Here is a 15,407-nt window from a genome sequence, read left to right on the forward strand (position 1 = left end):
CAGCAGGAGGGCCTATGTCGGTCAAGCAGCGTCAACTTGGTCAGGGCATGACCGAATACATCATCGTGGTTGCCCTGGTGGCGGTCGCCGCGATTGCCGTGTATCAGTTGTTCGGGCAGGTGGTGCGGTCCCAGACCGCGGCCATGGCACGCGAACTGGCAGGCGAGGATGGCAGCGCGCAGGCGCGCGCCGCGCAGTCGGCGGCGGGCCGTGCAGCCTCGCAGACGCGGGCGCGTTCGCTCAAGTCGTTTACCGGCAATGCCCAGGGCGCCAAATGAGGCCGACTCGTGCGGCCGTCACGCGCCAGGCGGGCCAGGCATTGGCGCTGGGCCTGGCGCTCATGGCGCTGGCCGGCATGGCGTGGCTGGCCCTGTACGGGCTGGGTCAGCGCGCCGGCGCACGGGCGCAGTTGCTGCGGGCGACGGATGCCGCCGCCTACAGCGGGGCCGTGGTCCAGGCGCGCGCGCTGAACCTGCTGGCCTACATACATCGCGCCCAGGTCGGCCACCAGGTCGCGCTGGCGCATCTGGCATCCCTGGCTGCCTGGGCACGATTCGCGCAGACCCAGGCCGCGCGGCGCACTGCACAGAATCCGCCGGTCGCCCTGATCGGGCTGTTGTTCGGGCCTCGCGCGGCACGCGGCTACGGCGCGGCGCACGATGCGCTTGCCGGCGATCTCATGCAAGCCTATGCCGCGCACGATGAGCTTGCGCACCGCGTTCTGCAGCAGGCTGCCGATACGCTCGCGCGCGATGCGCGCGCCACGCGCGACGCGACCATGCGTGCAGTCCTGCGCGCGCACTATCCGCAAGGCGATGACGGCCTCACCCTCGAAGTGTTGCGCGATGATTGGCCGGGTTACTTGCGGCGCGTCCCAGGCACGAGCGCACGCGGGCTGCGAGGGTGGGCGCAGCGCGCGGCGGGTTACTTCGATTTTCTGCAGCCGCGCGACTTCACCCGCGAGGGAAACTGGATCGTTTCGCCGCGCTGCCCCACGCGCCGCCATGAACTGCGCCGGCGCGGCGTCACCTGGCTGGACCGCGATGGCCGCTGGGGCGCAAGCGATACGCTGTCGTTCCATGCCGTGCGCTCCAATCGCTGGATAGGCTGCTATTTTCGCGAGTACGCCATGGGCTGGGGCCTCGCGGCCGACTCCGGCGCGACGCGCGCCGGCCCGCACGTGCTGCGTGCCCCCGAGGATTTCTCGCAACAGGACTTCTGGCGCTGGGTGCATCGCCATACGTCCTGGAGTCTGCTTGGCGGCCGGCACAATCCATTGGCGTTGTCGTATGCCGCGTCCCGCCGTCTGTCGCCGGGCGGGCGCGGGTTGCCCGCCGTGTATGAGCCGGCGTCCTCGTCCGAGGCGGCCGTGGGCTTCGAAATACGTACGCAGCGGCGCGAGGAGGGCATCGTCCTGTCGGCGCGGGCCGCCGGGCAAAGCCATTTCTCGTTGCCGCCGGGCACGAGCGTGGCGCGTGGCCGCCCCGATGTGTTGTTCCTGCCTTATTGGCAGGCGCGCCGCGCGGCGGCCGACGCCGCTTTGCCCATGGCGGCGCGGCGTACGGTCCGCGGGCCGGAAAGCCGGCCATGAGGGGCGCGGCCTTCTCGCGCAGGCAACGGGGCCAGGCCCTGGCCGAGGCCTTGCCGTTGCTGGCCATGTTGCTGTTGGCCTGGGCTGCCGTGGCATGGTTGGGTACGTTGCGCCACCAGGCGCTGCGCTTGGGACAGCACAGCCGGGTCGCGGCGTTCATGGCGGCCGCGGCGGCGCCGTCTGCCCCGCGCACCGCTACCTTGGCGCGGCAAGCCGGCCTTGCCGGGCGCACGGCTGCCGATGGCATGCCTGCCTTGCTGGCGCGCGACTGGCTGCAGGTCGATACGCGCCTGCTGCATGCGCAAGCCGCCGAGCCCGCGGCCATGCCGGGCGGACTGCTGCGCGAAGGCGCGATTACCGCCGCCCTGAGGGGCGTCACGGTGCTTGCCATCGGCCCCGGGCACGCCTCGGACGCCAGGGCGGGCAACGACAGGCTGGCGCGGTCGGTCGCCGGCTGGCAGCTTGCGCACCGAGCGGCGGCTCCTGCCGTCGCCGCCACGCGGCGGCGCGTGCGTCCGGTCGAGGCTGCCTGGGGCCTGCGCGACGCCGGGCAGGACTGGCTGCGGACCTGGGCCGATATGGCATCGGCCGATGGCGCCGTGTTGCGGAGGCAACCTTGACGCCCGCCCATCTGGCCGCGTCGGCCTCGGCCTCGGCCTCGGCCTGGCTGCACCTGCCGCCCGGCGTGGTTGCGGCCGCGTTGGCGGGGCAGATCCAGGTGTTCGGCGTGCCGGCCGAGGTACGCGTATTTCACGCCCCGCAGGGCATCGACGCCTTGCTCGCGCATTTCGCGACGCGTCACGCCGAGCTGCGCGATCTCACCGTGCTGCCGGGTCTGGCGGTGCTGGCGGGCGGGGCAGGCGACTGCACCCATACGATCAGCCTGGCGCCGCAATCCGGCGGGGTCGAGGGCGTTGCGGCGCGGCTGTGCTGGCCGCGCGGCCTGCCGAGCCGACAGCCGTTGGCCGACGTGCTGCTGCCGCCGCATGCGCGCCTGCGCCTGGATGTTGCTACCCGTGACGGGCCAGTCTCGGTGGCGCAGCAGGTCTGGCATTGGCGTGCCGTCGGGCCGACCGAGACGGCCCGGTGGGCCGTGCGACGCGAAGCGCGCTTGCGCGCGTCCGGTTGGCGCCTGCAGGGCGCGGCTGGCCCGGCATGCCGCTGTGGCGCGCCGCAGACCTGGCTGCGCGCCGGACCGCAGGGGCGCGAGCGCCTGTCGCTGCAGCCGGCATTGCACGCCAACGGATGCGGCATGCGGCTGCTGCATATCGGCGGTGCGCCATGAGGGCGGCGCGATGGCGCCAAGGCTTGCGCGCGCTCGGCGGTTACGCCTTCGCGCTGGTCGCCGGGTCGTTGGCGGCATGGGCGGCCCGCGAACACATACAACGGCGTGTCCACGACATCGAGCAGCAAGCGCGCGTTCCCATGGTTGCCAGCCTGGTGGCTGCGCGCGATCTCGAGGCTACCACGCCTTTGCACGACGAACTGGTCGCGGTCCGCGACATGCCCCAGGCGTGGCTGCCGGCTGGCGCCTTGCCGCCCGACGAGGCGGCCCGGCTCGATGGCGCGGTGTTGCGCGCCCCTGTGAAGGCGGGCGAGGCCTTGCAGGCAGCCTTGCTGAGCTACCCGGAACAGACGCCCGCCCTTACCGAACAGCTCGAGGCCGGGTAGGGGGCCATTACCTTGCCGCTGCAGGAGTTGCCGGGCCTGTCGGCGGCGGCGCGTCCCGGCGACCTTGTCGACCTGTATGTCTCGTTCACGCATCGGCAGCGGCAACTCACCATGCCGTTGCTTGCGGGCAGCAAAGTGTTGGCGCTGGATCCCGCCGATGCCCAAGGGGGGGCGTCCACCATCACCCTGCGGGCGTCGGCCCGGGAGGTGGCGCGCCTGGTCGCCGCGCGGCAAGAGGGCACGCTTACCGCGGTGCTGCGGCGCGCCGGCGCACCGGCCCGGGCTTTCGCAGCGCCGTCGGCCCGCGAGGCAGGCGATCTGCCGGCCCTGCTGGGCATGCCGCGCGACGCCGCGCCCCGGGCGGCAGTGCCAGTGCTCTACGGCGATCGGCTCGATGCGCCAGCCGGGGCGTTGCCCGGCGATACCGAAGCGGTCATGCCATGAGCATGAGGTCCCGGCTACCGTTGCACGCGCGAGGCTGGCTGCCATGGATGGCGGTGTTGCTGGCCGGGGGAAGCATGCTCTGGACGCCAGGCGGGCGGGCTGCGTCGCCAGCCCAGCCGGCCGTGCTGCGCATGGAGGTGGGCGAGACGCAGGTACTTGCGGCGGCTGGCGTCACCCGCGTGGCGGTCGGCAACGGCCAGGTGCTCAGCGCCACCGTGGTCGATGGCGCCGAGGTGGCGCTGTTCGCGCGCCAGCCCGGTACCTCGTCGGTGCATATCTGGTCAGGGCGGGGCGCACGCCAGGCCTATGCCGTGGAGGTGCTGCCGGCGGGCCGGCGCCGCCTGCGCGAGGAAGTGGCTGCCTTGCTGGCGCGCATACCGCGTGCGCACAGCAGCGCGGTGGGCGCGCATATCGTCATCGAAGGCAGCCAGCTTTCCGAGGACGACCACGCGCGTATCGCCGCCCTGGCGCAGCGCTACCCGGAGGTGCTGGACTTCACCGGCCGGGTCGGCTGGGATCGCATGGTGCTGCTGGATGTACAGGTGGTGGAGCTGCCGCGCCAGAGCCTGCGTGAACTGGGTTTGCGCTGGGACGAGCCGGCCGCCGGCGGCGTGCACGCCGGCGCGGTCTGGAATGGCGGTTCGGCCGCGCTGGCGCCGCCGCCCGGGCCGCTCGCGGGCGCTGCGGCAGTGCGGCATGCAGGCGGGCTGCTGGGCGTCAATGCCTTGCTGTCGGCCCGGTTGTCGGCGCTGGCCCAGCGCGGCGAAGCCGTACTGCTGGCGCAGCCGCAACTGCTGGCCCGCAGCGGCGCGACCGCATCGTTCCAGGCGGGCGGAGAGCTGCCCTACCGGGCGACCGATAAGGAAGGCAACGGCACGACCCTGTTCAAACCGTATGGCGTGTCCTTGCAGATAACGCCGCGTATCGATGCCGATGGCGCCGTGCACGCCCGCATCGAAGTCGAGGCGAGTTCGGTCGATCCCACGCTGGCGCTGGCCGCGGGGCCGGCCTTGCGCAAGCGCCGCGCGGTAACCGAGTTCAACGTGCATTCCGGCCAGACGCTGGTGTTGGGCGGTTTCTTGTCGCGTGAACGATCGCACGAGGAAAAAGGCCTGCCGTGGCTGAGCGAGCTGCCCTTGATCGGCGCCTTGTTCGGCGCGCGCCGTGCCGCCCTGCGCGAAACCGAGCTGGCCATTTTCGTGACGCCCACCATCGTCTCTCCCTCGGATTCATTCTTGCAACGCCGCGCGCTGCTGGGGCAGATGCAGCTGGATCAGGCATTTCCCGAAGCCCCGCGGCTGGGCACGGGCGCGGCGGCCGACCAGTCCGCCGACTGGAGCCGTCCGGGGGGTGCGGGTTCGCAATGGCGCCAGCCGCCTTCGGCCGACGCACAGGAGGGCGCCCCATGAACGTTCTCGAACTGGCGCTGCATTTCGAGGATGGCGCTCGCCGACGCATGCGGCTGGCCGCGCCGGTGACCATCGGGCGCGGCGCGCAATGCGCGTTACGCATCGCCAACTGGCGAGTGGGCAGAGTGCATGCGCGCCTGTCGTGCCTGGACGGCGCCGTCGTGCTGGAGGATCTGGGCACGCTTGGCGGTACCAGCGTCAATGGCCTGCGCGTGGCCACCCATGCGCCGGTGCTGCCCGACGACGAGATCGTGATCGGCCCGTGCCTGATCCGCGTCAGCGCATGCTGCGCCGGTAGCGCGCCCTCGCCGGCGCCTGCCGCCTTGCCCGCGGGCGGCGCCTCGCGTGGCGAGGATCTCGACGCCGCCCTGCAGCAATCGCTCGTCCTGCTGCCGCACCGGCGCCGCTTGCATGCCGCGCTGCTGGAGGCGCTCGACCTGCGGCGCCGGGACGTGTCGGCCATGAGCGACCGCATGCTACGTGCACAGGCCGAGCAGCGTCTGGTCGAGCTGGTGGGCCAGGATGGGGAGCTGCCCGAGGGCATCGATCGCGCGCAGCTTTGCCGCGCGGTGCTCGACGAAGCCGTCGGGCTGGGGCCGTTGGAGCCCTTGCTGGCCGATGGCGGCATCAGTGAGATCATGGTCAACCGCCACGACGAGATCTATGTCGAGCGCGCCGGGCGCTTGCAGCGGCACGCGGCCGCATTCAGCAGCGAGCAGGCCGTGCGCTGGGTGGTGGAGCGCATCGTGGCGCCGCTGGGACGTCGCATCGACGACAGCAGCCCCATGGTCGATGCCCGCTTGCCGGACGGGTCGCGCGTCAATGCGGTGATCGCGCCCATTGCCATCCGCGGCGTGAGCCTGACCATACGCAAGTTTCCACGGCAGCGCCCCGGCATGGCCGACTTGCTGGCGGCCGGTTCGCTCAGCGAGCCTATGGCGCGGTTTCTCCTGCAATGCGTGCACGCACGCAAGAACCTGCTCGTCTCGGGTGGCACGGGCTCGGGCAAGACCACCTTGCTGAACATCCTGTCCAACGCAATCCCCGAAGGCGAACGCATCGTGACGATCGAAGACGCCGCCGAGCTGCGGCTGGACCATGCGCATCTGGTGGCGCTGGAGGCCCGTCCCGCCAATGCGGAGGGCCGGGGCCGCGTCGACATCCGCGACCTGGTGCGCAACGCCTTGCGCATGCGGCCTGATCGCATCGTGGTGGGCGAGTGCCGCGGCGCAGAGGCCTTCGACATGCTGACGGCCATGAACACCGGCCACGAGGGCTCGTTGACGACGCTGCATGCCAATACGCCGCGTGATGCCCTGGCGCGGCTGGAGGCCATGACGCTGATGGCCGGGCTGGATCTGCCGCTGCCGGTGGTGCGCGAGCATATTGCAGCCAGCATCGACATCATCGTGCAGCAGGCGCGCATGGCCGACGGGCGGCGCATCGTGACGGCGATCGTCGAGATCGCCGGCATGGAAAGCGGCCGCATCCAGACCCAGGAGCTGTTTCGCTACGATGCGCGGCACGGCTTCATCGCGGGCGATGCGCCCGTCCTGGCGGATGGCGCATGGGCGCGCGGCCCGTTCACGGGGCAGCCGGAGCCGGCGCCATGATCTGGCTGGCCATGGGCATGGCGATGGCGGCGGCGGCATGGCTGGCCTGGCGGGTACTGGCCTGGTCGGGACCCGCGGCAAGGCGCTATCGCGCCGTGTACACGCAACAGGCCGGGGCGCACTTGAGCGAAGTATTCCTGTTCGTCGACCCGGCGCAGTTGTGGGCGGCGGCGCTGGCGATGGCGGCCGCGGGCGCGGCGGCGGCCTGGGTATTTTCGGGTAGCGCCTGGCTGGCGGCGGTGGCCGCCGTGGCCTTGCTGCGCTTGCCGCACCTGCTGCTGGGCGCCGCGCGGCGACGCCGCCTGCGCCAGCTCGAGCAGCAGCTGCCGGGGGCATTGGTGGCCATGGCGTGCGCCTTGCGCGCCGGCGCCGGCATTGCCGCGGCGTTGCGCCAGCTGGTGGAGCATGGCGAGGCGCCGTTGGCCCAGGAGTTCGGGCTGCTGTTGCGCGAGCAGCGCATGGGCGTGTCGTTCGACGCGGCGCTCGCGCGCCTGGCGCGCCGCGCCTCGTTCGAGTCGATGGCGCTGGTTGCGGCGGCCTTGCGCGTGGCGGCCCACACCGGCGGCAATCTGGCCGAGACCCTGGAAGGCATTGCCCAGACGGTATCGGCCCGGCTGCAGTTGCAGGATCGCGTGCGCGCCCTGTGCGCCCAGGGACGCATGCAGGCCTGGATCGTCGGCGCCTTGCCGCCCGTCCTGATGGGCGTGCTCGGACGCCTGCAGCCCGAGGCGATGGCGGCGCTGTGGCATACGTTGTACGGGTGGGCGGCGCTGGCCCTGATCGTCGTGCTGGAAGGGACCGGCATCTGGCTGATCCGCCGCATCGTCGCCATCGACGTTTGAGGAGCCGGGCATGTGGCTGTGGTTGGCGGCGAGCGTGGCGGGCGTGGCGGCAGGCTGGGCGTGCCTCGCCCTGTTGCGCGGGTGGTGCGGCGCGGGTTGGGCGGCGGCGTGCGGGCCCGAGCCCGCCCCCGGCCCGCCGGCGTGGCGCCTGCCGCGCGTCTGGCGCTGCTGCAGGCCCTGGCTGGGGCCGTTGCTGCCATGGTGCGACCGTCTGCTGTCATGGCGCATGCGCGCCGTCATCGAGCGGGCCATCGTCAGGGCGGGCTGCGATGGCCTGGTGCGCCCGTGCGAGGTGGCGGCCTTGAGCCTGTGGATGGCCTGGCTAGGGGGCGTCGTCGCCGTGACAGCCGCCAGCCTGGCCGATGGCTGGCAGGCATGGCTGCCGCTTGCCCCAGCCGCCTGCGCGGCAGGCGCCTGGCCGGCGCTGTGGCTGCGCCGCTGCGCGGCGCGGCGGCGACAGCGTATCGCGCGCGAACTGCCATTCATCCTCGACCTCATGACCTTGTGCGCCGAAGCGGGCCTCGGCATGCACGGCGCCTTGCAGCAGGCCGCCAGTCACGGGCCGCCGGGCCCGCTGCGCGAGCTGCTGGTCCAGGCCCTGTGCGATATGCGTGCCGGCATGCCGCGCCGCCAGGCCATGCAGGCGCTGGCGGCGCGGGCCGACAGTCCGCCCGTGCGGGCCTGGGTAGGGGCGCTGGCGCATGCCGACGCGCAGGGCATGAGCCTGGGGCCCATGTTGCGCGGCCTGGCCACGCGCTATCGCGCAGAACGCCATCAGCGGGCCGAACGCCTGGCCATGGAGGCGCCGGTCAAGATGCTGTTGCCGTTGATCGCGTGCATCTTCCCGTGCACGTTCATCGTGCTGGCATTCCCGATCGGGTACGCGTTGTTGCAGGGTGGCCTGTGATGCGCCTGCGCCTGCGGCTGGCGCGCGCACGCGGCTGGCGTGGACGGCTGGTCGGGTTGCTGGGCCGGCGCCGCCCTCCGGGGCCGCGCAGCGGCCTGCTGCTGGCGCCATGCCGGGCTGTCCATACCTGGGGCATGGCCTATGCCATCGACGTGGCGTTCGTCGGCCGCGACGGCCGCGTGTTGCGGCTGGTGCGCGGGCTGAGGCCCTGGCGCGGCGCGCTATGCGTGCGCGCTGTCGCTGTTGTCGAGACCCGCGTGGGCGTCATTGACCCCGAACACGGAGGTATAGGCAAGGTAGAAGCTGCAATACAGCACGCCGCCCGCGATGATGGTGACGGGAACCTGCAAGGTGCCGGCCAGCGTGTCGGGCACGCCCATGCCGATCAGCAGGCCGATGCACAGGTCGATGAACAGGAACACCAGGATCCAGACCACGCCGTACACCAGGAACGGCCATTTGTTGCGCCAGCAGGCAATACCCGAGAAGAACAGCGCCTGCAACAGCCGCAGGCCGTGCCAGCCCACCAGCACGGGAGCATGCCAGAACACGGTGGCGATGATCACGTAAAGCGCGGTGAACACCAGCAGCGGCGCACGCATGGCCGTCATGATGGGCGCGAGGTTGTTGGCCGAGGCCATGCGGACGCCTTCGGCCAGCGAACTGGAAAACGGCAGGAACGCCAGCAGGCCGGCGGCCAGGCATAGCCCGACGTACAGCATGCCCATGAGGAACAGCTTCTTGAATACGCCGGGCTTTTTCAGCGGCTGCAACCACATCGAGGGCAGCATGACGCGGCCGGCTTCGACGTGCTTGCAGGCCGACAAGGTCATCAGCGTGATGCTGGGCATCAGCGCCACGAACAGCAGGGGGCCCACCAGTGGCGTGTAGGTGGCGAACAGCAGCAACAGGCTGATCGCCATCGCCCAGGTGAACATGGCCAGCGGTTGTTTCATGAACAGGCGCAGGCCGTCACGCACCCATTGCCAGCCGGAAATCGCAGGTAGAGATACTGCTTGCATAGGTTTCGCTACGAATGGACGGGGACAGAACACTCAACCAACATTATGCGGCTGCCTCCGATTTGGGCAAGTCGGGGGCCGGATGGCGGTGGCGCGCTTGCAACACTCTTTCGAAGTGCCGCGGATCGTGCGGCTTGAGGGTCTGGGCGGGACGGGGCAGGTAGAAATCGTACAGGCGTGACAGCCAGAAGCGCAGCGCGGCGGCGCGCAGCATGACTGGCCAGGCCTGGCGTTCCGCATCCGTAAACGGGCGGACCTCGGCGTAGGCCTGCAGCCAGCCGTGTACCAGTTCGGGCACGAATTCGCCGGTGTCGCGCACGATGCACCAATCGTTGACGCTGACCGCCACGTCGAACAGCCACGTATCGCAGCCCGCGAAATAGAAATCGATGAAGCCGCCCATGAGCGGGTCGTCGAAGGTGCCGGCAAACAGCACGTTGTCGCGGAACAGATCGCAATGGGCCGGGCCGGATGGCAGCGATTGCCACAGCGCGGTGGCGGCATGGGCCTGCTGGTCCGCCAGCTCGGCCTCGAGCAGGCGCGCCTGCCCGGGCTCGAGGAACGGCAGCACCTTGGGCGCCGTGGCCTGCCACCAGGGCAGTCCGCGCAGGTTGGGCTGGCGCAGCGGGAAGTCCTGGCCGGCCAGGTGGGCGCGCGCCAGCGTGGCGCCCGCCAGGCGGCAGTGGTCCGGGCCCGGAGCGGGCTCGTAGCCGCCCGGCAGGCGGGTGACGATGGCGCAGGGCTTGCCGTGCAGGGTGGTCAGCCGCGTGCCGTCGCGCAGCGTCTGCGGCTGGGGGACGGGGATGCCGCGCGCGGCCAGGTGGTACATCAGTTCGATGTAGAACGGCAGCTGTTCCTGCGTCAGCACCTCGAACAGCGTCAGTACGTACTCGCCGCGGGTCGTATTCAGGAAGAAGTTGGTGTTTTCGATGCCGGCGGTGATGCCGCGCAGTGAAACCAGGTCTCCGAGGTCGAAGCGGGCCAGCAGGGTGCGGGCGTCCTGGTCGGAAACGGAAGTGAAAACGGCCATTGATCTGCGGGGTGAGGGGTTGGAGGGACGCTTATCGCTGCGCTGCGCGGGGATTGTAGACCACCGGACGCGTGGCCGCGGCCGGCGGCCCGGCCCGCAGGCCGTAAAATACGGCATGTTTTTGCCCTGCGAGTGATTCTTGAGCTCTCCCGACTGGCGACTGTGCGTCGCCCCGATGATAGACGTGACCGACCGCCATTGCCGCTATTTCCACCGGCTGCTGGCGCCGCGCGCGCGTCTGTACACCGAGATGATCACGACCGGAGCGCTGTTGCATGGCGATGTGGCGCGGCACCTGGATTTCGATGCCGCCGAGCATCCGGTGGCCCTGCAGCTGGGCGGCAGCGAGCCCGATGCGCTGGCGCAGGCCGCGCGGCTGGGCCGCCAGTGGGGCTACGACGAAATCAATCTGAACTGCGGCTGTCCGTCCGAACGGGTCCAGCGCGGCGCCTTCGGCGCCTGCCTGATGGCCGAGCCGGGGCTGGTCGCCGATTGCATGAAAGCCATGCAGGACGCCGTCGATATCCCGGTCACGGTCAAGCACCGGCTGGGCCTGGACTATGACGAGTCATATGGCTTCGTGCGCGATTTCGTGGGCCAGATCTACGATACCGGCTGCCGGGTGTTCGTGGTGCACGCGCGCAACGCGGTGCTCAAGGGCCTGTCCCCCAAGGACAACCGCGAGATTCCGCCGCTGCGCTACGACGTGGCGCGCCAGCTCAAGCGCGATTTTCCCGATTGCGTGATCGTGCTCAATGGCGGGCTGGCCGATGCGCAGGCCGCGCGGGCGGTGGCCGGCGAGTTTGACGGCGTGATGCTCGGTCGCGCGGCCTGGCATACGCCGCGGGTCCTGTCCGAGGTGTCCTTGCAATGGTGGCCGGCCATACGGCTGCCCAGCGACGCGCAGGTGGTCGATGCAATGATGCAATACGCCGCGACGCAGATTGCGCGCGGCGTGCCGCTGCGCGTGATGACGCGGCCCTTGCTGGGCCTGGTGAACGGGCAGGCGGGGGCGCGGCGCTGGCGCCGCCTGTTGTCGGACCCGGTGCGGCTGGCGGCCAATGACCCGTCGCTGTTGTACGAGGCATGGCGCAGCCTGCAGGGCGCGCCGCGCGAGCGCGACGCTTGCGCCGATCCGCTGCCGGCGGTCTAGCGCTGCCGTATCAGGGCTTGGACGGCGCCGACTCCCATTGGCCAGTCGCGGATGTAGGCCTTCAGCATGTTGTTTTCGAATTGCTGGGCGGCCACGATGGCCTGGGCCATGTCGTAGAACGAGATCACGCCCAACAGGGTGGGGCCGTCCATCACGGGGATATAGCGCGCGTGCTTTTCCAGCATCAGACGCTGGACTTCGTCGGCGCTCGTGTTGGGCGACACGCTGACCGGCGCGTCGTCCATGATGGCGCGGATGGTGGTGTCGCCCACGTTGCCGCCATGCTGGTCGATATGGCGGATGATTTCGCGGAAGGTCAGCATGCCGGCCAGCATTCCCGATTCCATGATGACCAGCGAGCCGATATCCTGCTCGCTCATGGTCTGTACCGCCATGGACACGTGAGTATCGGGCGACGCGGTGTATAGCGTGTCACCCTTGACGCGCAGAATCTCGCTGACTTTCAACATGATGTTCCTCCCGGGGCGCTGGGCGCGCCCACTTTGCTACTTTTTGCCCGTCTCCAGCTGCAGAACCGCCGCGGCGGGGCCGATATCCGTATTTTGCGCCACCCCGGCAAGATCTGCCAGTGTCGGGTCCGGACCTTGCCCCAATACGCCGGCGGCAACCGCCGCGATTTCGGGCTCGTCGCGCAGCCGCGGTTGGCCGCGATCGAGCAGGAAACGGTCGAATACAGGTTCCAGCGTGGTCGTACGCGGGTCGCATGTCAAGACCCAGCGCTGTTCGGCGGTGCGCGCCACCAGCTCCATGTCCTCGAGCGCTTCGAGCACGGCGTTCAATTCGTCGTGGTGCAGCCGCAGGCGCTTGGCCAGCGCGTTGGCGCTGCGTCCGGCCGGCCGGCTGCCCTGCGCCGCATGCAGGACGCGCAGCACGCCCAGCGCGTCGATGAAGGGGGCGCCCGCGTGCCGGTTGATCTCCCAGCGGCCCAGCCGGATCAGCGGCGCGCTGGCGGCCACCGTTGCGCCGAACAGCACCGCCAGCCATGACAGGTAGATCCACAGCAGGAAGATGGGCAGCGTCGCGAACGCGCCGTAGATGACCGTGTAGGCCGGAAAGCGCGTCAGGTAATAGGCGAAGCCGGCCTTCATCAGCTCGAGCACGATGGCGGTGCCGAAGCCGCCCACCAGCGCGTCCTTCCAGTACACGCGGCGGTTCGGGACCACCACGAACAGGGCGGCAAAGCCAAGTCCGGTCAGCACCAGCGGGATGAACGAGATCGCCACGCTGACCGCTTCGGGCACATCGCGCACCAGGCCCAGCGATTCGCGCGCCACGAACGAGGTGGCCCACAGGCTGGCGCCGGCGACCACCGGACCCAGCGTGATCACGGCCCAGTAGACCAGGGCGCGCTGCGGCAGCGGGCGCTGGCGGGTCACCTGCCAGATGTCGTTGAAGGTCTTGTCGATGGTCATGATCAACAAGAGCGAGGTGACGATCAGGAACGCGCCGCCGATGGCCGTCAGGCGCGTGGCCTGGCGGGCAAACTGGTTGAGGTAGTCCATGATGTTGTCGGAAACCGACGGAGGCATCAGGCTGTTGGCCAGGAAGTCTTCCAGCGCAACCCGGAATTCCTGGAATACGGGAAACGCCGTGAACAGCGACAGCACGACGGCCAGCATCGGCACGATGGCCAGCACGGTGGTGAACGTCAGGCTCGAGGCCACCTGCAACAGCTTCTGCTCGTCGGCGCGCTGGCCCGCGAAGCGCACGACCCGGCCCATGCGCGTGAACCATGAGGCGCGCCGTTTTTCGGGCGGGGCCGCCTGTCCGGCGGCGGCGGATTCGGCGTGAGGCTCCATCAGGCGATAATAGCAGCATGAATGCTGAACTCAACCCGACGCTGCGCCGTGGCGCGGCGGCCTGTCTGCTGGCCCTGATCGTGCTGTGCGTGGCCTGGGAAACCGTGCTGGCCCCGATCCGCCCGGGCGGGTCGTGGCTGTTCCTGAAGGCCTTGCCGCTGGCGTTTCCGCTGCGCGGCGTGCTGCGCGGCAATCTCTATACATTCCAGTGGGCGGCGATGCTGGTGCTGCTGTACCTGATGGAAGGCGTGGTGCGCGCCATGTCGGATCCCGCGCCGCTGTCGGCGGCCCTGGGCGGCGTTGAAATCGTGTTGTCCGGCGGTTTTTTCCTGTGCGCCATCCTGTATGTCAGGCCGGCCAAGCGGGCCGCCCGGAGGTCGCGCGCATGAAATGGCTACGCCTGCAGGATCTGCCTACCGACAACAGTTTCGCCGCGTTGCCGGCCGAGTTCTATACGCGCCTGCAGCCGCGCCCGCCGGCCGCGCCGCGGCTGCTGCACGCCAATGCCGAGGCGGCGGCCCTGATCGGGCTGGATCCGGCGGAGTTTTCCACCCAGGCGTTCCTCGATGTGTTTTCCGGCCATGCCCCGCTGCCGGGCGGCGATACGCTGGCGGCGGTCTACAGCGGCCACCAGTTCGGCGTATGGGCGGGCCAGCTGGGCGATGGGCGCGCCCACTTGCTGGGCGAGGTGCGCGGCCCCGCTGGCGGCTGGGAGCTGCAGCTCAAGGGCGCGGGCATGACGCCGTATTCGCGCATGGGCGATGGGCGCGCGGTATTGCGCTCGTCGGTGCGCGAGTATCTGGCCAGCGAGGCCATGCATGGCCTGGGCATTCCCACCACGCGCTCCTTGGCCCTGGTGGTGTCCGATGACCCGGTCATGCGCGAGACCGTCGAGACCGCCGCCGTGGTGACGCGCATGGCGCCCAGCTTCGTGCGGTTCGGCTCGTTCGAGCACTGGTCGGCGCGCCGCCAGCCGGAACAGCTGCGCGTGCTGGCCGATTACGTCATCGACAGGTTCTACCCCGAATGCCGCGTGGCGGGCGCGGGCCGGCTGGACGGCGAGCATGGCGAGATTCTCGGCCTGCTGGCGGCGGTCACCCGGCGCACCGCGCTCCTGATGGCCGACTGGCAGGCGGTCGGTTTCTGCCACGGCGTGATGAATACCGACAACATGTCCATTCTCGGCCTCACGCTGGACTATGGGCCGTACGGGTTCATGGACACGTTCCAGCTCGGCCACATCTGCAACCACTCCGACAGCGAGGGGCGCTACGCCTGGAATCGCCAGCCGTCGGTGGGCCTGTGGAATCTCTACAGGCTGGCCAGCAGCCTGCATACGCTGGCGCCCGATCCCGAGGCGCTGCGGGCGGTGCTCGATGGCTACGAGGCCGTGTTCACGCAGGCGTTTCACGGCCGCATGGCGGGCAAGCTGGGCTTGCCGCAATTCCTGCCCGAGGATGAAACCCTGCTCGATGACCTGCTGCAGCTGATGCACCAGCAAGGCGCCGATTTCACGCTTGCGTTTCGCCGCCTGGGCGAGGCGGTGCGCGGGCAGCGCCAGCCGTTCGAGGACCTGTTCATCGATCGGGCGGCCGCCGGCGCCTGGTACGACCGGCTGGCTGCGCGCCACGCAAGCGACGGACGAGCCGCCCAGGCGCGCGCCGCGGCCATGGACGAGGTCAATCCACTGTATGTATTGCGCAACCATTTGGCCGAGCAGGCGATACGCGCGGCAGCCAGGGGCGATGCCGGCGAGATCGATATTCTGCTCAAACTGTTGCGTAATCCCTACAAACAGCAGCCAGGGTACGACGCATACGCCGGATTGGCACCAGACTGGGCAGCTGGGCTGGAAGTCAGTTGTTCGTCCTGATTGATTCACGTCAAGAAATAAACTTGGGAAAA

Annotated in this window: 15 protein-coding genes and 1 pseudogene; 12 read left to right on the forward strand and 4 right to left on the reverse strand. The window is 70.0% G+C overall.

Annotated features, from left to right (window positions below; genetic code table 11):
* Positions 1-14: 14 nt before the first annotated feature.
* From LK409_RS07510 to LK409_RS07555, 9 genes and pseudogenes are all read left to right on the forward strand, one after another.
* Positions 15-278: a membrane protein gene (locus LK409_RS07510; RefSeq protein WP_003812728.1), complete on the forward strand. Its 264-nt coding sequence runs from the start codon at positions 15-17 to the stop codon at positions 276-278.
* Positions 275-1,591, forward strand: coding sequence for a hypothetical protein (locus LK409_RS07515; protein ID WP_010928268.1), 1,317 nt, complete (start codon positions 275-277; stop codon positions 1,589-1,591). The genes LK409_RS07510 and LK409_RS07515 overlap by 4 nt, the downstream gene beginning before the upstream one ends.
* Positions 1,588-2,211: a hypothetical protein gene (locus LK409_RS07520; RefSeq protein ID WP_003812722.1), complete on the forward strand. Its 624-nt coding sequence runs from the start codon at positions 1,588-1,590 to the stop codon at positions 2,209-2,211. The genes LK409_RS07515 and LK409_RS07520 overlap by 4 nt, the downstream gene beginning before the upstream one ends.
* Positions 2,208-2,876 (forward strand): hypothetical protein, encoded by a 669-nt coding sequence (locus tag LK409_RS07525; RefSeq protein ID WP_010928269.1) that lies wholly within the window; start codon positions 2,208-2,210, stop codon positions 2,874-2,876. The genes LK409_RS07520 and LK409_RS07525 overlap by 4 nt, the downstream gene beginning before the upstream one ends.
* Positions 2,873-3,706, forward strand: a pseudogene (gene cpaB / locus LK409_RS22855) (Flp pilus assembly protein CpaB). Before LK409_RS07525 ends, cpaB begins: the two are co-directional and overlap by 4 nt.
* On the forward strand, positions 3,703-5,115 hold the full coding sequence (locus LK409_RS07540) for a type II and III secretion system protein family protein (protein ID WP_010928270.1): 1,413 nt from the start codon (positions 3,703-3,705) through the stop codon (positions 5,113-5,115). The pseudogene cpaB and the gene LK409_RS07540 overlap by 4 nt, the downstream one beginning before the upstream one ends.
* A complete protein-coding gene (locus LK409_RS07545) occupies positions 5,112-6,728 on the forward strand; it encodes an ATPase, T2SS/T4P/T4SS family (protein WP_010928271.1) in 1,617 nt (538 codons plus the stop codon). The genes LK409_RS07540 and LK409_RS07545 overlap by 4 nt, the downstream gene beginning before the upstream one ends.
* Positions 6,725-7,570 (forward strand): type II secretion system F family protein, encoded by an 846-nt coding sequence (locus tag LK409_RS07550; protein WP_010928272.1) that lies wholly within the window; start codon positions 6,725-6,727, stop codon positions 7,568-7,570. Before LK409_RS07545 ends, LK409_RS07550 begins: the two co-directional genes overlap by 4 nt.
* A 10-nt stretch (positions 7,571-7,580) precedes the next feature.
* Entirely contained in the window at positions 7,581-8,477 is an 897-nt protein-coding gene (locus LK409_RS07555; protein WP_010928273.1) for a type II secretion system F family protein, read from the forward strand.
* A gap of 221 nt (positions 8,478-8,698) precedes the next feature.
* Here LK409_RS07555 and LK409_RS07565 read toward each other — a convergent pair whose 3' ends face one another.
* On the reverse strand, positions 8,699-9,499 hold the full coding sequence (locus tag LK409_RS07565; RefSeq protein WP_010928274.1) for a BPSS1780 family membrane protein: 801 nt from the start codon (positions 9,497-9,499) through the stop codon (positions 8,699-8,701).
* A 43-nt stretch (positions 9,500-9,542) separates the two neighbouring features.
* Positions 9,543-10,529 carry a homoserine kinase gene (locus LK409_RS07570; protein ID WP_003812707.1) on the reverse strand — a complete coding sequence of 329 codons (987 nt, stop codon included), beginning with the start codon at positions 10,527-10,529 and terminating at the stop codon, positions 9,543-9,545.
* 139 nt (positions 10,530-10,668) lie between these two features.
* Between LK409_RS07570 and dusA the strand changes: the two genes are divergently transcribed.
* Positions 10,669-11,682, forward strand: a complete 1,014-nt coding sequence (gene dusA / locus LK409_RS07575) for a tRNA dihydrouridine(20/20a) synthase DusA (protein ID WP_003812705.1) — start codon at positions 10,669-10,671, stop codon at positions 11,680-11,682.
* Here dusA and LK409_RS07580 read toward each other — a convergent pair.
* Entirely contained in the window at positions 11,679-12,152 is a 474-nt protein-coding gene (locus tag LK409_RS07580; RefSeq protein WP_010928275.1) for a CBS domain-containing protein, read from the reverse strand. The genes dusA and LK409_RS07580 overlap by 4 nt on opposite strands.
* A gap of 36 nt (positions 12,153-12,188) precedes the next feature.
* Positions 12,189-13,502 (reverse strand): YihY family inner membrane protein, encoded by a 1,314-nt coding sequence (locus LK409_RS07585; RefSeq protein WP_010928276.1) that lies wholly within the window; start codon positions 13,500-13,502, stop codon positions 12,189-12,191.
* A gap of 17 nt (positions 13,503-13,519) precedes the next feature.
* Between LK409_RS07585 and LK409_RS07590 the strand changes: the two genes are divergently transcribed.
* Positions 13,520-13,891 (forward strand): DUF2069 domain-containing protein, encoded by a 372-nt coding sequence (locus tag LK409_RS07590; RefSeq protein WP_003812700.1) that lies wholly within the window; start codon positions 13,520-13,522, stop codon positions 13,889-13,891.
* A complete protein-coding gene (locus LK409_RS07595; protein ID WP_003812698.1) occupies positions 13,888-15,375 on the forward strand; it encodes a protein adenylyltransferase SelO in 1,488 nt (495 codons plus the stop codon). Before LK409_RS07590 ends, LK409_RS07595 begins: the two co-directional genes overlap by 4 nt.
* The last annotated feature ends 32 nt before the right edge of the window (positions 15,376-15,407 follow it).

The organism is Bordetella parapertussis (assembly GCF_020735925.1).
Taxonomy (GTDB): domain Bacteria; phylum Pseudomonadota; class Gammaproteobacteria; order Burkholderiales; family Burkholderiaceae_B; genus Bordetella; species Bordetella pertussis.